Below are 21,073 nucleotides of genomic sequence, written 5' to 3'. Positions count from 1 at the left end.
GGTCGGCCCAGGTAGACCTTGTCATCGACCGCTGCAGGCCCAGGCCGGTAGGCTGGCACAACAAGTAGGCTGGCACAACAAACAGTGGAAAGGCGCCCGTTGGTCGGCGCCATGCATTATTTCAGGCTGGCGTAATAGGCTGCCAGATTCTCCATGTCCGCCTCGGTCAGCATCGCCATGAAGGGAACCATCAGCGGCTCGGTACGGGAACCCTCCTTGAACGCTTTCATCTGCTTGAGCAAATAGGCCTGGTTCTGGCCCGCGAGGTGGGGGTAGGTCGGGACGCTCGCCTTGCCATCCGCGCCATGACAGGCGGCACAGACCACGGATTTGGCCTTGCCTGCGTCTATGTCGGCCGCCTTGGCCTGATGGCCCCAGGCAAGCGCCAGCAGGGGCAGGGTATAGACCCACTTTGGCATCGTCTTCTCCTTGAAATGAATAATCGTGATCGCCTGTTAGCCTCGACGAGCCGACGGCGGTATAAAGAGTGACACGAGCATACGCAGGGACAACCTCCATCACCATGAAGTTGATCAACACTTTTGCCACCGAACTCCCTTGGGCTTGCGAGCCCGTTGCCCCGCAGCCGCTGCATGGCCCCAGATTGCTGCATCTGAACCGTGCGCTGCTTGGTGAGCTGGGGCTCGGGGAGGTGAGCGAGGCGCAGTGGCTCGCTTGTTGCGGCCAGGGGCAGCCCCTGCCGGGCATGCAGCCGGTGGCCCAGGTCTATGCGGGCCACCAGTTCGGTGGTTACAGCCCGCGCCTCGGGGATGGCCGCGCTCTGCTGCTGGGGGAGCAGCTGGCGCCTGATGCCAGCCGCTGGGACCTGCACCTCAAAGGGGCGGGCAAGACGCCATTCTCCCGCTTCGGCGACGGCCGTGCCGTGCTGCGATCCAGCATTCGCGAGTACCTGGCTTCCGAGGCGCTGCATGCCCTCGGCATTCCCACCACCCGGGCTCTGGTGCTGCTGGGCAGTGACGAGCCTGTCTACCGGGAGCAGGTGGAGAGCGGGGCGACCGTGCTGCGCACCGCGCCGAGCCATCTGCGCTTCGGTCATTTCGAGTATTTCGCCTGGAGCGGGCAGGGGGAGAAGATCCCCGCCCTCATCGACTATGTGCGGCGTTACCACTTCCCCGAGCTGGCCGATGGCGCCGAGCTGTTTGCCGAAGTAGTGCGCCGCACCGCGCGGCTCATCGCCAAGTGGCAGGCGGCGGGGTTCTGTCACGGGGTGATGAACACCGACAACATGTCCCTGCTCGGGCTGACCCTGGATTACGGCCCCTACGGTTTCATCGACGCCTATGTGCCGGACTTCGTCTGCAACCACTCGGATCCGGATGGTCGCTATGCGCTGGATCAGCAGCCTGCGGTCGGATACTGGAACCTGCAGAAGCTGGCACAGGCGCTGGCCGGCCATGTGGATGGCGACGCGCTCGCGTCGGCCCTGGCCCAGTACGAGCACCAGCTGATGTTGCACTACTCCGAGCTGATGCGCGCCAAGCTGGGGCTGGCGGTGTGGGAAGAGGAGGATCCGGCGCTGTTCCGCGAGTTGTTCCGGCTGCTGGCGGCGCACAAGGTGGATTACCACCTCTTCCTGCGACGTCTCGGTGAGGTGACGCGAGAGGGAGCGTGGCCCGCCAGCCTGCTGGCCCTGTTGCCGGATCCTGCCGTCTGGCAGGGGTGGCTTGAGGTCTATCGGGCACGCCTCGCCCGGGAAGGGAGCGAGGATGGCGTGCGCAAGGGGCAGATGGATGCAGTCAATCCCAAGTATGTGCTGCGCAACGCGCTGGCCCAGCAGGTGATCGAGGCGGCAGAGCAGGGCGACATGGCGCCGTTCGAGCGGCTGTTTGCGGCCCTGCAGCATCCCTATGATGAGCAACCGGCATACGAGGATCTCGCCACTCCGCATCCGGGCTGGTATTGCGGGGGCGAGCTCTCGTGCAGCAGTTGAGGAACCACAGATGAACTGGCGTATCACGCAGACAGACAGGGAAGCCGGGGTGGTGATGCTGACCTGCCCGGGCCTTGACTGGGACAGCTTCCCGACCTTGGCCGAGGCCCTGTTGCAGGAGTGGGAGCTGGCGGCCCTCGAGCGGGAGTGGGGGGCGGATCGCCACAGCTGGCTGCTGGAGTTTGAAGGCAGCCGCTTTCGGCTCGAGTACGAGCATTATAGCGGCTGCTGGCTGGCGGCGGTGCAGCCGGACGACGCGGAGGCGCTGTTCTGGCTGGCTCGGCAGTCCCGGGAGTGAGCTTGGCGTGCGATGCGAGTCAATCCCTTGAGATAACCGCATAAAGATTGAACTATCAATTTTGGGGCGTATAATCTCGCCCCTTGATTATCGCCATGGTGGCGATATGGGTTCCCTAACCCCATTAACCAAAAAGGTCACAATATGAACCTGACTCCGGCTCAGTACCAGACGGCACTGATGCGTCTCTCGTTGTTCCACATCCTGATCATTGCCAGCAGCAACTACCTGGTGCAGCTGCCGATCACCATCTTTGGCTTCCACACCACCTGGGGTGCCTTCAGCTTCCCGTTCATTTTCCTGGCCACCGATCTGACGGTGCGGATCTTCGGCGCCGGCCTGGCGCGCAAGATCATCCAGACCGTGATGCTGCCGGCATTGACCGTGTCCTACGTGCTCTCGGTGCTCTTCTTCGAAGGGAGCTTCCAGGGGGTGGGCAATCTGGCAGAGTTCAATCTCTTTGTTGCCCGGATCGCGTTAGCCAGCTTTATGGCCTATCTGGTGGGCCAGTTCATGGATGTGGTGGTGTTCAACCGCCTGCGCCTGCTGAAAGCCTGGTGGGTGGCACCGGCGGCCTCCACCCTGTTCGGCAATCTGGTGGATACCATCGCCTTCTTCAGCATCGCCTTCTGGCGCAGCACGGATCCCTTCATGGCCGAGCACTGGGTCGAGATCGCGACCGTGGATTACGTATTCAAGTTGCTGATAAGTCTGGGGTTATTTGTGCCGCTTTACGGTGTGCTGCTGCGCTATCTCAGCCGCAAGCTGGTGGGGGAGGCCGGATTGGCTGGCCTGCAAGCTGCTACGCGACAAGCCTGATGAGATTGACCACCCCCATGGGTGGTCAATTTTTTTGCGATCTTCGCAAATAAGGCTTGCACAGTTAAATGAGAATGATTATTGTTAACTTGTTTTCCGGGAAAGACTTCATTTGTTCCAACGTGATGGACTTCTTGTGAAGGCACGACATTGCTCACATTGCTTCCAGTTAAGGGGCCAGTAGTTTACTGGCCCTCTTTTTTTGCGTCTTTTCCGCCATCAGCGGGCATAAAAAATGGGAGCCAGGGCTCCCATTTTCACTCAGCGCTGTTTACTCGATGTCGAGGGCATCGGGGGAGAGGATCACCCCTGTGGTATCGGCATAGAGGTGGTCATCCGGCAGGAAGGTGACGCCGCCGAAGTTGACAGGCAGATCGGTTTCCCCGATATCCTTGCTGTCGGCGCCCACCGGAATGGCCGCCAGGGCCTGAATGCCGATGTCGAGATCTTCCAGGATATCGACCTCACGGACGCAACCGTAGCAGACGATCCCTTCCCACTCATTTTCCGCCGCCGTGGTGGCGATCTCGCTGTCGATCAGGGCACGACGCATGGAGCCGCCACCGTCGATCAACAGCACGCGACCAACGCCGTTCTCCTTGACCAGTTCACGGATAAGACCGTTCGATTCGAAGCATTTGACTGTGGTGATGACGCCGCCGAAAGAGGCGCGGCCGCCGAAGGAGCAGAGCATGGGTTCGAGCACATCCACCATGTCCTGATAGATGTCGCACAGTTCTGAAGTGTTGTATTCCATTGTGTCAGATCCACCGCTGGAAACAGGTGGATCCAGTATAAGGAGTGGGGTTGGCATTTCAACGACTATTCCTTGCCCAGTGGCGGGAAATGCCGTTTTTGCGCGAAAGCGGCCCCGCGTCATGGCAGGAGCCGCAGACGGTCAGCCTCGGGCCCTAGAGCAGAAACAGGGTCGCCAACCCCAGGAAGATGAAGAAGCCGCCGGTGTCGGTGATGGCGGTGATCATCACGCTGGCCCCCACCGCCGGGTCGCGCCCCAGCCGGCTCATGGTCATGGGGATGATGACCCCCATCAGGGCCGCCACCAGCAGGTTGAGCATCATGGCGAGCGTCATCACCGCGCCCAGCGCCGCATCCTGATAGAGCAGGAAGGTGGCGATGCCCATGATGCCGCCCCACACCAGGCCGTTGATCAGGGCTACCCCCAGCTCGCGCCACAGCAGGAAGGAGACGTTGCCGGTCTGGATGTGCTGTAGCGCCAGCGCCCGCACTATCATGGTGATGGTCTGGTTGCCGGTGTTGCCGCCGATCCCGGCGACGATAGGCATCAGGGCCGCCAGCGCCACCAGCTGGGAGATGGTGTGCTCGAACAGGCCGATCACCCGCGATGCCACGAAGGCGGTGCAGAGATTGATGGCGAGCCAGGCCCAGCGGGTCTTGACCGCCTTGGAGACGGGGGCGAACACATCTTCTTCCTCGCTGATCCCCCCCATGCGGCGCAGGTCGGTGTCGCTCTCCTCATAGACCAGGTCCACCACCTCGGCGACGGTGAGCCGTCCCATCAGCTTGCCCCTGGCATCCACCACGGCGGCGGAGACCAGGTCGTCCCGCTCGAAGGTGCGGGCGGCGGCCTCGTCGTTGTCTTCCGGATCGAAGGTGACCGGATCCTTCTCCATCGCGTCGCTCACCAGGGTTTCGGGCTTGTGCAGCAGCACGGCGGTGAGGGGCAGCTCCCCCTGCAGCCGGTTGCGCCGATCGGTGACGAACAGCTTGTCGGTGTTCTCGGGGATCTGGCCGCGCAGGCGCAGATAGCGCTGGACGGTGGCCAGGGTCACGTCGGGCCGCACCGTGATGAGCTCGAAGTCCATCATGGCGCCGACCGTGTGCTTGCCGTAGCGGATCACCTCCCGCACCTTGTCCCTGTCCACCGGCGCCATGGAGGTGAGCAGCCGCCCCATCAGGTTGCGGGGCAGGTGCTGGCCCAGGTAGATCTGGTCGTCGATGTCGAGGGTGCTCAGGGCGTGCAGCAGCTCCTTGTCGCTCATGCCGCTGATGAGGCTGTCCCACACCGTCTCCGACGCTTCCACCAGGATCTGGCCGTGCTTGTCTGCATCCACCTGCTGCCACAGCACGTGGCGCTCGTCCGGCGGCAGGGACTCCAGCGCATCGGCGATATCGGCGGCGGGCAGGCTGTTGACCAGCCGGGTCAGCTCGCTGGTCTGGTCCCGAAGCTCTGCGTCCTGCTCCCCTTGCGGGTCGAGCAGGCTCTCGGTGAGGGCGTCATCGGCCAGCAGCAGCGTGAGGATGCGGGCTCTGTCGTGTTCACGCTGTTTGGCGCTGTTCTTGGGGGGGAGGGACATGAAGCAGAATTCCTGAATTCGGTGATCCGGCGGACAGTCCCCATAGGATACCAGACTCAAAACAAGAGGTTATGACTGTAAATGCAGAAAAAGAAACGCCACCCGAGGGTGGCGTTGGAATGGATGCAGCGATCAGGCCGAGGCCAGGGCCGCGTTGGCGGTGCATCCTTGCCCGAACCAGGCAAGCTGGTCGGCCAGGGTCACCACCGAACCCACCATGATGAGGGCCGGGCTCTCGACGCCCACCGCCAGCGCGGGCAACTGGTCGAGGGTGCCGCGAATGACCCGCTGGCAGGGTTGGGTGCCGCGCTCGATCAGCGCCACCGGGGTGTTGCTCGCCTTGCCGTGGGCCAGCAGTTGCTCGCGGATGGTGGCGCAGGATGAGAGCCCCATGTAGAACACCAGCGTCTGTTTGTCCTTGGCCAGCAGCGGCCAGTCGAGATCCCGGGCGCCCCCCTTGCCGTGGGCGGTGACGAAACGGACGCTCTGGGCGTGGTCGCGGTGGGTCAGCGGAATACCGGCGTAGGCGGCGCAGCCGCTGGCCGCGGTGATGCCGGGCACCACCTGAAAGCCGATGCCTGTGCCGACCAGCGTCTCCAGCTCCTCGCCACCACGGCCGAAGATAAAGGGGTCACCCCCCTTCAGCCGCACCACCCGCTGCCCCTTCTTGGCCTCTTCCAGCAAGAGCTGGTTGATCCCCTCCTGCGGCACGCAGTGGTTGCCCGCCTGCTTGCCGACGAAGATGCGCTTGGCGTCGCGGCGCACCAGCGCCATCACCTCGTCCGAGACCAGCCGGTCATAGACCACCACGTCGGCCTGCTGCATCTGGCGCAGGGCGTGCAGGGTGAGCAGGCCCGGATCGCCGGGGCCTGCTCCCACCAGTACCACCTCGCCACCGGTCTGGCTCTCGTCGGCAAACAGGCTGTCGGCCAGCTGGTGGGCAGAGGCGCTATCGCCCCGTGCCAGTGCTTGGCCGAGCCGGTCCGCCCCGAGCAGCCGTTCCCAGAAGCTGCGCCGTTCTCTCATGCTGGCGAAGCGCGCCTTGACCCGCTCCCGCAGGCTGCCGGCGAAGGTCGCCACGGCCCCCAGATGTTGCGGCAGCAGGGCCTCGAGTTTTTCCCGCAGCAGACGGGCCAGCACCGGCGCCTTGCCACCGGAGGAGATGGCCACCATCAGGGGCGAGCGATCGATGATCGACGGCATGATGAAGCTGGAGCGTTTCGGGTCATCCACCACGTTGGCAAAGATCCGCGCCATATTGGCGCTCTGGTAGACCAGGGCATTCACCTCGCGCCGATCGGTGGCGGCTACCACCAGCCACTTGCCCGCCAGTTGTTCCGATGCAAATTCACCGGCGAGCCACTCGATGCTGCCGTTGGCAGCCAGCTCCGTCAGCTCGGGGTCGAGCTCGGGCGCGACCACGGTGAGGTGGGCACCGGCATCCAGCAGCAGGCGCGCCTTGCGCTCCGCTACCTCGCCGCCGCCGACCAGCAGCACGGGTTTGTTGTCGAGTCGGCAAAAGATGGGCAAGTAGTCCATGGGGCCTCCTGATCAGGCGGTTTGGGTCTGGCTGGCGGTGGTGGTGGCGTCGCTCACCGCGACCGGGCGCTCAGCCTTGGGGGTGGCATACCAGTAGCCGAGGCCCATGAAGAGGGCGCCGGAGACGGTGTTGCCCAGGGTCACCCACAGCAGGTTGTGGCCGATGCCGCCCAGGGTGTAGGCCTCGGAGTGGGCACCGAACCAGGAGAGGGCGAACAGGGTCATGTTGGCGACCGAGTGCTCGTAGCCGGAGGCGATGAAGGCCAGCAGGCACCACCAGATGGCGATGAACTTGGCGGCACCCTCGGTGCGCAGCGCCATCCAGATGGCGAGGCAGACCAGCCAGTTGCAGAGGATCCCCTTCATGAACAGGGTCAGCGCCGGTGCCTGGGTCTTGGCCAGCGCCACCTTGTGCGCCAGGCTGCCCGCGTCCGGCAGCAGGCTGCCGCCGTAGGAGTAGATCAGCGCCACCGCGATGGAGCCGAGCAGGTTGCCAGCCCAGGTCTGCGGCAGGATGCGCAGCAGATCCCCCATGGAAATCTTGCCGGTCTTCACCCCGAAGGTGAGGAACATGGTGTGGCCGGTGAACAGCTCGGAGCCTGCGATGATGACCAGGGTCAGGGCGATGCCGAAGGTGGCCCCCATCACCAGCGGACGGATGCTCGGGTCCACCAGATTGCCGAGGGTGAAGATGAGGATGATGCCAAGGCCCACATAGGCCCCCGCCATGGCGGAGCTGAGCCAGAAGCCGAGCTTGTCGCTGCGCTCGAAGCGGTTGATGCGGGCCGCGTTGGCGGCGCACTTGTTGATGGTTTCGGTACACATCTTTGGTTCCTTCAAGAGGGCCGCCCGCGGGCAACCCTGACTGTTTCTTCAACCCCCTCCCAGCCTCCCCCTTGCTCAGGGGGAGGAGCTTTTTGCTCCCTCCCCTGTGAAGGGGAGGGCCGGGGTGGGGTCTGGTGTTAGACGGCGACCCAGACCTGCTGGTCGCGTACTTCAACGGGATAGCTCTGCACCGACATGGCGGGGTTGTCGAAACAGTAGCCATCGCTCAGGCGAAAGCGCTGCTTCTTGAGCGGGCTGGCGACCCAGAGCTCGCCGTCGTGTTCGCAGATCAGGCCCCGCGACAGCACGTTGGCGGCGAAGAAGGGATCCCGGTTGTCGATGGCGAACACCTCAGCCGCCGCGCTCGGGCGGAACAGGGCGATCTGGCGACCCTCAATGAGTGCGCAGACACCGGTTCCCGGCAGGATGTCGTTGAGTTGGCAGGCTAATTTCATGATTGAACCTCCACATCGAGCGAAACAGGCATATTCTGGCGACCTTCGATCAGGGCGCAAACCCCGGTGCCTGGGAAAATGTCATTGAGTTGGCAGGCTAATTTCATCATTTGGTCTCCACCTCGATCTGGTAGACGGGGATGCGCTCGGCCGGAGTGGCGGGTCTGTGCTGGTCGCGCTCGGCGACGAACTGGACGTCCGGGTCGCGCTTGTCGCTGTTGATGAAGTGGCTGAAACGCTTGAGTGCCTCCTCTTCGTTGAGGGTGCGCGACCATTCGCACTCGTAGCTGTCGATGAGGGTCTGGATATCGCGCTCCAGCGTCTCGGCCAGCCCCAGCTTGTCGTCGACGATCACTTCGCGCAGGTAGTCGACGCCCCCTTCCAGGTTGCCGAGCCAGACCGAGGTGCGCTGCAGTTTGTCGGCGCTGGTGACGTAGAACATCATAAAGCGGTCGATCAGCTTGATGAGGGTCTCGCGGTCGAGGTCAGACGCCAGCAGGTCGGCGTGGCGCGGCTTCATGCCGCCGTTGCCGCCCACATAGAGGTTCCAGCCAGCATCGGTGGCGATGATGCCGACGTCTTTGCCCTGCGCTTCCGCACATTCGCGGGTACAGCCGGAGACGCCGAACTTCATCTTGTGCGGGGTGCGAATGCCCTTGTAGCGGTTCTCGAGGAAGACCCCGAGGCCGACGCTGTCCTGCACGCCGAAGCGGCACCAGGTGCTGCCGACGCAGGTCTTGGCCATGCGCAGTGCCTTGGCGTAGGCCTGACCGGTCTCGAATCCGGCCGCCAGCAGCTTGCGCCAGATGGCGGGCAGATCATCCTTCTGGGCCCCGAACAGACCGATGCGCTGGGCGCCGGTGATCTTGGTGTAGAGCTTGTAGTCGCGGGCCACTTCGGCCACCGCCAGCAAGCCTTCCGGGGTCACCTCACCACCGGCCATGCGCGGGATGACGGAGTAGCTGCCGTCTTTTTGCATGTTGCCGAGGAAGATGTCGTTGGTGTCCTGCAGCTGGGTGTTGAGCGGGCTCAGCACATAGCCGTTCCAGCAGGAGGCGAGGATGGAGCCGACCGTGGGCTTGCACACCTCGCAGCCATAGCCGTGACCATGCTTGGCCAGCAGCTCGTCGAAGCTCTTGATCCCTTCCACCTTGACCAGATGGAACAGCTCCTGACGGGAGTGGGGGAAGTGGGCGCAGAGGTGGTTGTTGACCTCTATGCCCTGCTTCACCAATTCGGCGTTGAGCACCTGGCTGATGAGGGGCACGCAGCCGCCGCAGCCGGTACCGGCCTTGGTGTGCTGCTTGATGGCGGCCAGGGTGGTGTGGCCCTCGGCCACCGCCTTGGCGATGTCACCCTTGGAGACGTCGAAGCAGGAGCAGATCTGGGCGCTTTCCGGCAGGGCATCCACCCCCAGGGTCGGTTTGGCCCCGGCGTAGGCGGGCAGGATCAGGGTGTCCGGGTGGCTCGGCAGCGGCAGGGCATTGAGCATCATCTGCAGCAGGTTGCCGTAATCTTCCACGTCACCCACCAACACGGCGCCGAGCAATCGGCTGTTGTCTTCGCTCACCACGATCTTCTTGTAGACGCCGGCCTGGTCGTCCTGAAACACATAGCTGTGGCTGCCCGGGGTGCGGCCGTGAGCATCACCGATGGAGCCGACGGAGACACCGAGCAGTTTGAGCTTGGCGCTCATGTCCGCCCCTTCGAAACGGCTGTCGCCGCCGAGCAGATGGTCGACGGTGATCTGGGCCATCTTGTAGCCCGGCGCCACCAGCCCGAAGAAGCGGCCCTGCCAGGCGGCGCACTCGCCGATGGCATAGATGTCGGGGTCGGAGGTGAGGCAGTGATCGTCGATGACGATGCCGCCACGGTCGGCGATGGCGAGATCACCGTAACGGCCCAGGGTATCTTGCGGGCGAATGCCGGTGGAGAAGACCACCACATCCACTTCCAGCTGGCTGCCGTCGGCAAAGGCGAGGCGGTGTTTCGCCTGCTCGCCGCCATGCATCAGGATCTCGCTGGTGCTCTTGCTGGTGTGTACCTGCACGCCCATGGATTCAATCTTGCGGCGCAGCAGCTGGCCGCCCTGACCGTCGAGCTGCTCGGCCATCAGCACAGGAGCAAACTCCACCACGTGGGTTTCGAGACCCAGCGCCTTGAGGGCGCCGGCGGCTTCGAGGCCAAGCAGACCGCCCCCGATCACCACCCCGCTCTTGCCGCTCTTGGCGGCGCTGCGGATGGCTTTCAGATCCTCGATGGTGCGATAGACGAAGCACTCGTGGTGCTGACTGCCCGCAATGGGCGGCACCCAGGGGTAGGAGCCGGTGGCCAGCACCAGCTTGTCGTACTCGACCACTGTGCCCTTGTTGGAATGCACTTCGCGGTTGGCCCTGTCGATTTTTTTCACCGCTTCGCCGAGCAGCAGGCGGATGCCGTGCTTGTCGTAGAAACCGGGTTTGACGAGGGAGAGATCTTCGCTGGTGTGATGGGAGAAGTAGGAGGAGAGATGGACGCGATCGTAGGCGGGACGGGGTTCTGCACCGAAGACGGTGATCTCGTAGCGGCCCGGCTCGGCCCGCTCGATCAACTCTTCGATGAAGCGGTGCCCCACCATGCCGTTGCCCACAACGACCAGTCTGACTTTGCTCATAGTTGCCTCAAGTTTGGAGTAATAAAACATCATTCTGGGGCTAGGCTACCCAGTCAGTCGGGGCGGGCAATTGATGCAAGTCAAGTGTCTATTTATATATCTCGTCAGGGGTAATTCGATATAATTCAAAGATATACAAAAATAGGTATACCAGTTGATGATTTCTGGGGCTCGGGGTGAGGGGTGGTGGAGGGAAAGCCCGGTTTACCCACGGCCGGAGAGTGAAAACTTCTGGCGGAAAATGGCCGGCCTCGCGCTGGGCGAGACCGGCATCAGCTGAACAAGGTGGCGCGTCAGGCGATATGGCGGCGGAACATGGCGAGCGCCAGCGACAGGGTGACGCCGGCGATGGCGAGCAGCGGCCAGAGCAGGGGCCAGGCGGCCGACCAGTCAAACCCCTTGAGGAAGACCCCCTTGAGCAGCACGATGAAGTGGGTAAGGGGGTCGATGGCCGCCAGCCACTGGAACACCTGCGGCATGTTCTCCACCGGCGAGATATAACCCGAGAGGATCACCGCCGGGACGGTGAAGGAGAAGACCCCGAGAAAGGCCTGCTGCTGGGTCGAGCAGAACGACGAGATGAAGAGCCCGATCCCGGCCAGTGCCAGCCCGTAGCAGACCATGCCCGCCATCAGCAGGCTGAGGCTGCCGGCAAAGGGGAGGTGAAAGACGAAGCGGGCGGCCAGCGCGACTATGCACCCTTGCCCCACCGCCACCATGATGCCGGGCACCGCCTTGCCCGCCATGATCCAGCCTGCGGTGAGGGGGGAGACCAGCAGCTGATCGAAGGTGCCTTCTTCCCGTTCCCGCGCGACCGAGAGGGCGGTAACGATCAGACAACCGGTGGTGGTGATGATGGCCACAAGCGCCGGCAGGATATGCCAGTGGAACTCGACGTTGGGGTTGTAGAGGTTGCGTACTGCCAGCTCGGGTTGGCCCTTGCCCTCACTTTGCCAGCGGGCGATCACCTGACTGATGTAGCCCGCCGCTACCTGACCGCCGTTGGAGCGGCGGCCGTCGATAATCAGCTGCACCCTGGCCGGTTCGCCCCGCGCCAGTCGGCGCGAAAAATCCCCTGGAATAATCAGCCCGAGCAGTGCCTGCTGCCCGGTGATGGCCTCGGTCATGCCCGCCTCGCCTTGCACCGGAATGATGGTGGTGAAGGCGGGCATATGGGTGAGGCGCTCCAGCAGCTCGCGGCTCTGGGCTCCGCCATCCTGGTTGTAGATGGCCAGCGTGTTGCCGGTCACCTCCAGAGTGGCGGCGAACGGGAAGAGGGCGGTTTGCAGCAGCACCGGCATGATGAGCAGAAAGCGCCCCTGAGTATTGCCCATCAGGGCCTGCAGCTCTTTTCGGATCAGCCACCAGAGTCGGATCAGCATGGGTTACTCCAGAGTGCGCCGTGTCTTGCGGGCGGTCAGGGCCAGCCAGAAACCGGCCAGCAGCAGCAGACAGAAACCGTTGACCAGCAGGATCGAGAAGACGCTGCCCGCCTGATAGAGGGTCTGCAGGGAGCTGGCGAAATAGCGGGCCGGAATGAGGTGGGTGATGGCCCGAAGCCAAGGTGGCATGCTGGCGATCTCGAACACGAAGCCCGACAGCATCACTGCGGGCAGAAAGGCGGCGATCAGCGCTGCCTGCGCGGCGTTGAACTGGCTGCGCATCACGGTGGAGAGGAACAGCCCGAGCCCGAGCGCGCTGCCGAGAAAGACGCTGGTGACCAGAAAGAGCAGCAGCAGGGAGCCGCGCCATGGCACGCCCATCACTGCCACCGAGAAGAGCAGGCAGAGCAGCATGGCGATGATGCCAAGGCCATAGTAGGGCAGCAGCTTGGAGAGCAGCAGCTCCCCCTTGGTGACCGGGGTGGCGAGCAGCGCCTCCATGGTGCCGCGCTCCCACTCCCGCGCCACCACCAGCGAGGTGAGCAGGGCCCCGATGATGGTCATCACCACCGCAATGGAGCCCGGCACCAAAAAGTTGCGGCTCACCAGTGCCGGGTTGAACCAGGCGCGGCTCTGTATCGACACGGGCATGGCGACCCCCTCGCCAGCGAGCCACCCCTGCCAGATCCCCTGCACATAGTTGGTGACGAAGTTGGCGGTGTTGGGCTCGGAGCCGTCGGTCAGCAGCAGCGCCTGCGGCGTGCCATTGCCCTGACCGGCCATGGCGCGGGAGAAGCCGTCATCGATCATCAGCAGGCCGCGGATCTCGCCACGGGCCAGACTGGCGAGCAGGGACTCCTTGCTCGGCCCGCTGTGGATCTCCAGCGCGGTAGAGCCGCGCAAGGCCTGCTCCAGCCGTACCGCCGGGGCGCCGCTGTCGGTGCGCCAGATGCCGAGGCGCAGATGGTCCACATCCAGATTGATGGCGTAACCCATCACCACCAGCAGTACCACCGGCATGATGAAGGCAATGAGGATGCTGCTCGGGTCACGGACGATTTGCAGCGTCTCCTTGCGGCAGAGGGCCATCAGTCGCCGACGGTTGATGCTCATGCGTCCTCCTCGCTGGCTCGCTCTACCAGGGTGATAAAGGCCTCTTCCATTGTTGGCAAAGAACAGGTCGGCAAGGATCCGGTTGGCAAAGAGGTCACCGCCTCTTTGGCGGCCAGCCCCTTGAGATCGTCCGGGGTGCCGAGCGCCAGCAGCTTGCCGCGATAGATGAGGGCAATGCGGTCGCAATACTCCGCCTCATCCATAAAGTGGGTGGTGACCAGCACGGTGACGCCGTGGTCGGCCAGCGCGTTGATGTGCGACCAGAACTCGCGCCGGGTTACCGGATCGACCCCGGAGGTGGGCTCGTCGAGGAACAGCAGCGGCGGCTCGTGCAGCAGGGCGCAGGCCAGCGATAAGCGCTGGCGCAGGCCGAGGGGCAGGGATTCCGCCTTCTGATTGAGCCAGGGGGCGAGGGCAAAGGCAGTCACCATGGCGTCGATCCGCGTCTGCTGGTGGCGGCCGAACAGGCCGTAGATACCGGCGAAGAAGGAGAGGTTCTGGGCCACGGTAAGCTGCTTGTAGAGGGAGAACTTCTGCGCCATGTAGCCGAGGCGCTGGCGCGCTGCCGAGGGGCTGTGAGCCAGATCGATACCGGTTACCAGCGCCTGTCCCTCGCTCGGGCGCAGCAGGCCGCACTCCATCTTGAAGGTGGTGGACTTGCCCGCCCCGTTGGGGCCGAGCAGCCCGAAGATCTCGCCGCGGCGCACCGCAAAGCTGACATCATCGGTGGCGGCAAAATCGCCGAAGCGCTTGGTGAGGTGGCGCGCCTCGATCACCGCCTCGGGGGAGACCCCCTGCGGCAGTTCGGCTTCCCGCATCCCGGCTGCCAGACTCGACTCCCCGCCGGGGCCGCCGCCGAGCAGGTCGATAAAGGCATCCTCCAGCCGGGGCTGGGCCGGTTGAAAGGCGCCGTTGGCGAGATGCAGCTCCGCCAGCGGTGGGGGCGTCATGCCCGGGTGCAGCAGCAGGCGAACCCGCTCCCCCGCCACCGCGCCATCCATCACCGCCGGGTGAGCCAGTGCCCGGCGCAGCAGGGCGCGCCGCTCGCGGCCATCCAGTTGCCCCGCCTCCAGCAGCCAGCAGCGGCTGGCCATGGCCCCCATCAGATCGGCTGGCGTGCCGCTGGTGCGCACCTCGCCATCCGCCATCAGCAGCACGTGGTCGCACAGCTCCGCCTCATCGAGATAGGCGGTACTCCAGAGCACCGTCATCCCCCCCTTGGCCAGCTCGCGCACCATCTGCCAAAGGGCGCGGCGGGAGATGGGATCAACCCCGACCCCCGGTTCGTCGAGCAGCAGCACATCCGGGGTGCCGAGCAGGGCGCAGGCCAGCCCGAGCTTCTGTTTCATCCCGCCAGAGAGCTTGCCCGCCGGCCTTGCGGTGAAGCGGGCAAGATCGGTGAAGGCGAGCAGCCGCGCGAAGGTGGGCGTGCGTTCGGGCTCCAGTACGCCGCGCAAGTCAGCGTAGAGGGTGAGATTTTCCAGCACGCTGAGATCCTCGTAGAGGCCGAACTGCTGGGGCATGTAGCCGAGGCGCTGACGCAGCAGATCCCCCTGGCTCACCGGATCCAGACCCAGCACCTGGATGGTGCCCGCTTCGGGGATCAGCAGACCGGCCAGCAGGCGCAGCAAAGTGCTCTTGCCCGCGCCGTCGGGGCCCACCAGCCCGGTGATGCCGCCAGCCGGAATGGTGGCCGAGATGGCGTTGAGGGCGACCCGCTCGCCAAAGCGTTTGGTGAGCCCTTCAAGGGAGATGGCGCTGTTCATGGAGCCAGCCTGACGGTGACCGGCATCCCCTGTCGCAGGGCCGGGTCGGGATCCTGCACCACGATGCGCAGCCGGTAGACGAGGTGAGTGCGCAGGTCCGGCGTCTCCACCGATTTCGGGGTGAACTCGGCGGTGGGCGAGACAAATCCCACTACTCCGTGATAGGGCTTGTCCGGCCGCGAGTCGGTGGTGAGGGTCACCTTGGCGCCGCTCGGGAAGTGGCCGAGCCAGGGCTCCTCCACATAGGCGCGCACCCAGACCGGCGCGGTCAGGGAGAGGTTGAAGGCGGTCGCTCCGCTCTGCACCATGCTGCCGTTCTCGATGGCGCGGCTGATGATGATGCCGTCGCTGGGGGCGGTCAGGCTGGCATCCGCCAGCGCCAGCTCGGCACTGGCGAGCGCCGCTTTGGCCCCTTCCAGCTGGGCATCGGACTGGGCAATCTCTTCCGGGCGGTAGCCGGTTTCGAGCTGGGCGAGCTGCTCGCGGGCGGAGCGTACCTGTGCCTGGGTCTGATCCCGCTGGGAGCGGGCGGTATCGAGCTGACCGCGGGAGATGGCGCCGGTGGCGGCCAATGCGCTCTGGCGGCGCCACTGCTGGTCGGCTTCCAGCGCAGCGGCTTCGGCGGCGGCCAGTGCGGCCCGGGCGCGGTCGGTCTCTTCGCTGCGATAGCCTTTGTGGATCAAGGCGTTGGCGGCAGTGAGCGCAGCCAGATTGGCGCTGGCGCTGTCGCGGCTGTGGGTGAGGGGAACCGGATCGAGGCGGGCCAGCAGTTGACCCGCTTTTACCCTATCTCCCTCATCGACCAGCACCTGATCGACGCGTCCGCCGACCCGAAAGGCCAGATTGACGTCGCGAATATCGACGTTGCCGTAGAGGATGGATCCGTCGGCGGGGCGCCCCTGCCACCAGAGGTAGCCACCGATAACGGTTAGCAGCAGGGCCACGATTGCAATGCGTTGTTTCATGCTGCTTCTCCTTGAGGATGGCTCTGCCACCAGAGGTCACCACCGAGAACGGCCAGCAGCAGAGCTGCCATAGGGATGATGGCGATGGGTTGTTTCATGCCGTTTCTCCTTCCTTGATGTCGGTGGGGCGCAGGCCGCGCAGGGCCCATACCAGCCGCTGTCTGGCGGCCTCGGGGTTGTCTATCTGGCTGAGAAAAGGGGCGGCCTGTTCGGGCAGCCAGCCGAGCTGGCGACCGCTGCCGGCGATCACCAGCGGCAGGCCGACCGACCCCATGATGAAGATCATCAGCTGGAGCGGGTGACCCGCGACCAGCGACCCTTCCGCCTGTGCCATCCGTACCTGTTCGATCAGCAGCAGGGGATGACGGCGCGGCAGGCTGAGCAGAAAGCGCTGGGCCGCCCCTTCCCCCGCCAGCGCATCGCCAAACAGGTGGTTGATGAAGCCGCGCTGGCGCGCCACCAGCCCGATCAGCGCCTCCATGGTGGCCTCGAACATGGCGATGGCAGAGGGGTAGGAGCCTTTGGCTGCCACGGCCTTGAGCTCGTCATAGAGGGGGGCGTACCAGAGTTCCACCAGCTCGTCGATAAAGGCGTCGCGGTTGCCGAAGTGGTAGACGAAGGAGCCGAGGTTCACCTCGGCCGCCGCCGCCAGCTCGCGCACCGTCAGGCCGCGCAGCCCCTTCTCGGTGGCGATGGCGAGGCCGGTATCGAGCAGTTTCTGACGGGTGGGGTGCATCTGGCTGGCGCTCCTGGTGTATGCATTTTGTACGCAATTATACGACCGTATAAAAAATGCGGAAGCGGGCGACAGGATCTTTTTGCCCGCAATGTGATCCGCCCCGCTCTGAGGGGTCGTGATCCCCGTCCGGCAGGGGGAAGGATCCACCGATTGTGCCCAAGCCACGGGCATGTCGGTGTGATGGGGTGGTGACAGGCGCTTCAGGCCCCGGGGGCGGGCGCTCGGGCCACAAGGGGCCTGTGATGGAGCCGGGCGCTGCCTGACCCGGATCAGGGGGTGTCGGTGGCCCCGGTGTGATAGGGGGGCCGGGCACAGGTATCCCGTATCAGGGCGCGCAGCCAGCGGTGGCCCGGATCGGCATCCTGACTGGGGTGCCAGAGCAGGGCGACCCGGATCCCTGGCAGAGCGAAGGGCAGGGGCAGGGTGACCAGATCGCCGAGCAGGCTGGCGCAGTGCAGGCGCGGCACCGTCGCCACCAGATTGCTCTCCCTGACCAGGGCCAGCGCCGTCGCAAACCCGGGAACCAGGGTGGTGATGGTGCGCCGCTTCCCCTGGCCTGCGAGGATCTCGTCGATGGGGCTGTGTGGCTGGCCCCGGCGGGAGACCAGCACGTGGCGGGCGGCGGCATAGCGCGCCACGGTCAGGGTGCCGTCGCAGAGGGGGTGGTCCGGGTGCACCACGGCGACGAAGTGGTCCTGGAACAGGGCCTGGGTGCGCAGCTCGGGGGCCGTGGTGGCGCCGATCACCCCGGTCTCGAAGTCCAGCTCGCCACGGCGCAGGGGGCCGCTCTCCTTGTCGGGTTTGGCCAGAAAGTGCAGCCGCACCCCGGGGGCCTCGACGGCGAGGCGCGCCAGCAGGGCGGGGCCTACCGCCTCCACGAAGCCGTCGCTGGATCGCAGGCGGAAGGTGCGCTCCAGGCTCGCCGGGTCTACTTCCTGCTGGGGGCGCAGTACGGCCCGGGTCTCCTGAACCAGGCGGGCGACCTCATCCCGCAGGATCTGCGCCCGAGGTGTGGGGATCAGGCCGCGTCCCGCCCGCACGAGCAGCGGATCCCCCGTGGTCTCCCGCAGCCTTGCCAGGGCCCGGCTCATGGCGGAAGCACTCAGGCCTAGCCGTCTGGCGGCGCCCGCCACACTGCCCTCTTCCAGCAGGGCATCCAGGGTGATCAGCAGGTTGAAATCCGGGGTCATGGTCGTCTCCTCGCAGGCGGCGCCTGACGGGCCGACCCGTTCATGATACGCGAGTTGCCGTCTCTTCATATGCCGTCTGGTGCAACTATAAGCTGCAATCAGTGCGTCTTCCGCCTTGTCATCCCCCCCGCTAGCCTGGGTGCATCATCACTTGCCGGAGAGACTGCCATGTCCACACCACTTCTTGTTTCCCCTCCCGTGACGCGCCGTCTTGGCCTCGTGGGGCTCGGGCTCGCCACCCTGCTGCCCATGCTGGCGGGCAGCATGGCCAACCTGGTGCTGCCTGCCCTGGGGCAGGATTTCGGCGTGTCCTTCGCCAGCCTGCAATGGGTGCTGGTGGCCTACCTGCTTGGGATCACCAGTCTGACGGTGGTGGCGGGCCGGCTCGGGGATCGTCTGGGGCGGCGTCGCCTGCTGCTCTGGGGGACCGGGGTCTTTGCGCTGGCTTCCCTGCTGTGCGCCCTGGCCCCTTCCATTGGCTGGCTCATTGCCGCTCGCACCCTGCAAGGGGCGGGTGCGGCCTGCATGCTGGTGCTCTCGCTGGCCATGGCAGGAGAGCTGGTGCCGCCAGCCCGACGGGGCTGGAGCATGGGATTGCTCGGCACCCTGTCGGCCTGCGGCACGGCGCTCGGCCCCTCCTTTGGCGGCCTGTTGATCGGCGGATTTGGCTGGCAGGCTCCCTTCCTGCTGCTGCTCCCCCTGGCGTTGCTGGCGCTGGGGTGTGCCTGGCGCGATCTGCCCCGGGATGAGGCGGGCTCTGCCGAGGGAGGCCTCCCGCTCACCAGTCTGTTGCTGCTGGTGACGGCGCTGCTCTGCTACGGGCTGGCACTGACCCGGGGCAGCCCGCTCGGGGTCTGGCCGGGGATTGGGGCACTCGTCGCCATGGTGCTCTTCGTGCGTGCCGACTCGGGCGCCCGTCGCCCCTTGCTGCCCCTGGCGCTGCTGGGGGCGTCCAGGCGAAGAGGCGGGATCATCGCCAGTGCGCTGGTGGCCAGCGTCATGGTGGCGACGCTGCTGATCGGTCCTTTCTACCTTCACGGCGCCTTTGCCCTCGACATGGGGACGGTGGGGCTGATGATCTCCATGGGCCCCCTGCTGGCGGCGCTGTCCGGCATGCCCGCTGGCTGGCTGGTGGACAGGGTGGGGGCGACCCCTGTGGTGCGCCTCGGCCTGGGGCTCATGGTGGTGGCCGCCGTCTTGCTGGCCTTGCTGGACAGGGCGCTCGGGCCCCTCGGCTACCTGCTGCCCATCCTGCTGCTCACCGCCGGTTATGCCCTGTTCCAGACCGCCAACAACAGCGCCGTGGTGGGGGAGGCGGAGGGGGCGAGCCGTGGCGCCGTGGCCGGGCTGCTGACCCTGTCGCGCAACCTGGGCCAGCTGACGGGGGCGGCGGGGCTGGGGGGCCTGTTCGCCGCCCTGGCGGGGCGGCCCGATCTCGCCCTCGCGACGGCGGACGAGCTGGCGTTTGCCACCCGGGTCACCTTCGCCCTGACGGCCTTGCTTCTGATGAGTGCGCTCTGGCTGGCGGGAAGGGAGGAGCGTGCCGTGCAGGGTGATGTGGCCCGGGACGGCTGCGAGTCGGGAGAACGCTGAAAACGAAGACGCCTCCACAGGGGAGGCGTCTTGCTATGGGATTGAGCAGGATAGTAAACCGCTCAGCTCCTCGTTATCGATCAACCTGTTACAGAATGAAGCGGCTCAGATCCTCGTCTTCAATCAGCTTGCCGAGGTGGGCGTTGACGTAGTCGGTGTTGATGACGAAGGTCTCGCCGGATTTCTCGGAGGCGTCGTAGGAGATGTCTTCCATCAGGCGCTCCATCACGGTGTGCAGACGGCGGGCGCCGATGTTCTCGGTGCGCTCGTTGACCTGCCAGGCCGCTTCGGCCAGACGGCGGATGCCATCCTGGGTGAACTCGATGTTGACCCCTTCGGTGGCCATCAGCGCCTTGTACTGATCGGTCAGGGAGGCGTTCGGCTCGGTCAGGATGCGCTCGAAGTCTTCGGTGGTCAGGGCGGTCAGCTCGACCCGGATCGGCAGGCGGCCCTGCAGCTCGGGGATGAGGTCGGACGGCTTGGCGATCTGGAAGGCGCCGGAGGCGACAAACAGGATGTGATCGGTCTTGACCATGCCGTGCTTGGTGTTGACGGTGCAGCCCTCGACCAGCGGCAGCAGGTCGCGCTGCACCCCTTCACGGGAAACGTCCGGGCCCGAGCTCTCGCCGCGCTTGCAGATCTTGTCGATCTCGTCGAGGAAGACGATGCCATTGTTCTCGACGGAGGCGATGGCCTTCTGCTTCAGCTCTTCCGGGTTGACCAGGCGGGCCGCTTCCTCTTCGATCAGCGCCTTCATGGCCTCCTTGACCTTGATCTTGCGCTTCTTCTTCTGGTTCTGGCCCAGGTTCTGGAACAGTCCCTGCAGCTGGTTGGCCATCTCTTCCATGCCCGGCGGGGTCATGATTTCGACACCCATGGGGGAGGCGGCCAGATCCAGCTCGATCTCCTTGTCATCCAGCTGACCTTCCCGCAGTTTCTTGCGGAAAATCTGGCGGGTGTTGGAGTTGTCGGCTTTCTCTTCCTCACCCCAGCTGTTGCGCGGGTTGGGCAGCAGGGCGTCGAGGATGCGCTCTTCGGCGGCTTCCTCGGCGCGGTATTTCATCTTCTCCATCTCGGTCTCGCGCACCAGCTTGATGGCGACATCGGTCAGATCGCGGATGATGCTGTCCACTTCCTTGCCCACATAGCCCACTTCGGTGAACTTGGTCGCTTCCACCTTGATGAAGGGGGCGTTGGCCAGCTTGGCCAGGCGACGGGCGATCTCGGTCTTGCCGACGCCGGTCGGGCCGATCATCAGGATGTTCTTCGGGGTCACCTCGTGGCGCATCTCCTCGGAGAGCTGCATCCGGCGCCAGCGGTTGCGCAGGGCGACGGCGACCGCGCGCTTGGCGTCGGCCTGACCAATGATGTGTCTGTCCAGCTCGTGGACGATTTCTCTCGGGGTCATCTCGGACATGATGGCGTTCCTGTATCCGGGGCGGGCAGGGC

18 protein-coding genes and 1 pseudogene are annotated in these 21,073 nt (G+C 65.1%); 4 read left to right on the top strand and 15 right to left on the bottom strand.

Annotation, left to right across the window (positions count from 1 at the left end; all coding sequences use genetic code 11):
- Window positions 1-116: 116 nt before the first annotated feature.
- Window positions 117-419, bottom strand: coding sequence for a cytochrome c (locus AB5Y47_RS00390; protein WP_043153448.1), 303 nt, complete (start codon window positions 417-419; stop codon window positions 117-119).
- A gap of 104 nt (window positions 420-523) precedes the next feature.
- Here AB5Y47_RS00390 and AB5Y47_RS00385 point away from each other — a divergent pair, with 104 nt between their 5' ends.
- The 3 genes from AB5Y47_RS00385 to AB5Y47_RS00375 all read left to right on the top strand — a co-directional run bounded on the left by AB5Y47_RS00385 (window position 524) and on the right by AB5Y47_RS00375 (window position 3,068).
- Window positions 524-1,951 carry a YdiU family protein gene (locus tag AB5Y47_RS00385; RefSeq protein ID WP_368219589.1) on the top strand — a complete coding sequence of 476 codons (1,428 nt, stop codon included), beginning with the start codon at window positions 524-526 and terminating at the stop codon, window positions 1,949-1,951.
- A gap of 10 nt (window positions 1,952-1,961) precedes the next feature.
- Entirely contained in the window at window positions 1,962-2,249 is a 288-nt protein-coding gene (locus AB5Y47_RS00380) for a DUF3630 family protein (RefSeq protein ID WP_139736524.1), read from the top strand.
- A 144-nt stretch (window positions 2,250-2,393) separates the two neighbouring features.
- Window positions 2,394-3,068, top strand: coding sequence for a 7-cyano-7-deazaguanine/7-aminomethyl-7-deazaguanine transporter (locus tag AB5Y47_RS00375; protein WP_010676046.1), 675 nt, complete (start codon window positions 2,394-2,396; stop codon window positions 3,066-3,068).
- Between the two features lie 271 nt (window positions 3,069-3,339).
- Here the strand turns inward: AB5Y47_RS00375 and rraA are convergent, their stop codons facing one another.
- The 13 genes and pseudogenes from rraA to AB5Y47_RS00310 form a co-directional block, all read right to left on the bottom strand.
- Window positions 3,340-3,825, bottom strand: a complete 486-nt coding sequence (gene rraA, locus AB5Y47_RS00370; RefSeq protein WP_010676045.1) for a ribonuclease E activity regulator RraA — start codon at window positions 3,823-3,825, stop codon at window positions 3,340-3,342.
- Window positions 3,826-3,979: 154 nt separating this feature from the next.
- A complete protein-coding gene (mgtE, locus tag AB5Y47_RS00365) occupies window positions 3,980-5,404 on the bottom strand; it encodes a magnesium transporter (protein ID WP_202043268.1) in 1,425 nt (474 codons plus the stop codon).
- A gap of 132 nt (window positions 5,405-5,536) precedes the next feature.
- On the bottom strand, window positions 5,537-6,943 hold the full coding sequence (gene cysG / locus AB5Y47_RS00360; RefSeq protein ID WP_368219587.1) for a siroheme synthase CysG: 1,407 nt from the start codon (window positions 6,941-6,943) through the stop codon (window positions 5,537-5,539).
- A 12-nt stretch (window positions 6,944-6,955) separates the two neighbouring features.
- Window positions 6,956-7,768: a nitrite transporter NirC gene (gene nirC / locus AB5Y47_RS00355; RefSeq protein WP_368219586.1), complete on the bottom strand. Its 813-nt coding sequence runs from the start codon at window positions 7,766-7,768 to the stop codon at window positions 6,956-6,958.
- A 137-nt stretch (window positions 7,769-7,905) separates the two neighbouring features.
- A complete protein-coding gene (gene nirD / locus AB5Y47_RS00350; RefSeq protein WP_368219585.1) occupies window positions 7,906-8,223 on the bottom strand; it encodes a nitrite reductase small subunit NirD in 318 nt (105 codons plus the stop codon).
- 35 nt (window positions 8,224-8,258) lie between these two features.
- Window positions 8,259-8,330 (bottom strand): annotated as a pseudogene (gene nirD, locus AB5Y47_RS00345) (nitrite reductase small subunit); the annotation flags it as partial.
- Window positions 8,330-10,876 carry a nitrite reductase large subunit NirB gene (gene nirB / locus AB5Y47_RS00340; protein ID WP_368219583.1) on the bottom strand — a complete coding sequence of 849 codons (2,547 nt, stop codon included), beginning with the start codon at window positions 10,874-10,876 and terminating at the stop codon, window positions 8,330-8,332. The pseudogene nirD (AB5Y47_RS00345) and the gene nirB, both read right to left, overlap by 1 nt.
- A gap of 293 nt (window positions 10,877-11,169) precedes the next feature.
- Complete coding sequence (locus AB5Y47_RS00335) at window positions 11,170-12,258, bottom strand: ABC transporter permease (RefSeq protein WP_102948952.1); 1,089 nt, start codon at window positions 12,256-12,258, stop codon at window positions 11,170-11,172.
- Between the two features lie 3 nt (window positions 12,259-12,261).
- The gene (locus AB5Y47_RS00330; RefSeq protein WP_279987321.1) at window positions 12,262-13,371 is read right to left on the bottom strand and encodes an ABC transporter permease; all 1,110 of its coding nucleotides are present in this window, start codon (window positions 13,369-13,371) and stop codon (window positions 12,262-12,264) included.
- On the bottom strand, window positions 13,368-15,137 hold the full coding sequence (locus tag AB5Y47_RS00325) for an ATP-binding cassette domain-containing protein (RefSeq protein ID WP_368219581.1): 1,770 nt from the start codon (window positions 15,135-15,137) through the stop codon (window positions 13,368-13,370). The genes AB5Y47_RS00330 and AB5Y47_RS00325 overlap by 4 nt, the downstream gene beginning before the upstream one ends.
- Entirely contained in the window at window positions 15,134-16,102 is a 969-nt protein-coding gene (gene hlyD, locus AB5Y47_RS00320; protein WP_151028339.1) for a secretion protein HlyD, read from the bottom strand. The genes AB5Y47_RS00325 and hlyD overlap by 4 nt, the downstream gene beginning before the upstream one ends.
- A 94-nt stretch (window positions 16,103-16,196) precedes the next feature.
- Entirely contained in the window at window positions 16,197-16,838 is a 642-nt protein-coding gene (locus AB5Y47_RS00315) for a TetR/AcrR family transcriptional regulator (protein ID WP_319908112.1), read from the bottom strand.
- 272 nt (window positions 16,839-17,110) lie between these two features.
- Window positions 17,111-18,031 carry a LysR family transcriptional regulator gene (locus tag AB5Y47_RS00310; protein WP_336591765.1) on the bottom strand — a complete coding sequence of 307 codons (921 nt, stop codon included), beginning with the start codon at window positions 18,029-18,031 and terminating at the stop codon, window positions 17,111-17,113.
- Window positions 18,032-18,199: 168 nt separating this feature from the next.
- On the opposite strand from AB5Y47_RS00310, the gene AB5Y47_RS00305 reads away from it, so the two are divergent.
- Window positions 18,200-19,624 (top strand): MFS transporter, encoded by a 1,425-nt coding sequence (locus tag AB5Y47_RS00305; RefSeq protein ID WP_368219580.1) that lies wholly within the window; start codon window positions 18,200-18,202, stop codon window positions 19,622-19,624.
- Window positions 19,625-19,712: 88 nt separating this feature from the next.
- On the opposite strand, the gene hslU is transcribed toward AB5Y47_RS00305, so the two are convergent.
- Window positions 19,713-21,041, bottom strand: a complete 1,329-nt coding sequence (gene hslU, locus AB5Y47_RS00300) for an HslU--HslV peptidase ATPase subunit (protein ID WP_010676031.1) — start codon at window positions 21,039-21,041, stop codon at window positions 19,713-19,715.
- Between the last annotated feature and the right edge of the window lie 32 nt (window positions 21,042-21,073).

It is taken from the genome of Aeromonas sp. R7-2 (genome assembly GCF_040908105.1).
GTDB lineage: Bacteria > Pseudomonadota > Gammaproteobacteria > Enterobacterales > Aeromonadaceae > Aeromonas > Aeromonas caviae.
This window is presented reverse-complemented; position numbering and strand designations above follow the sequence as displayed.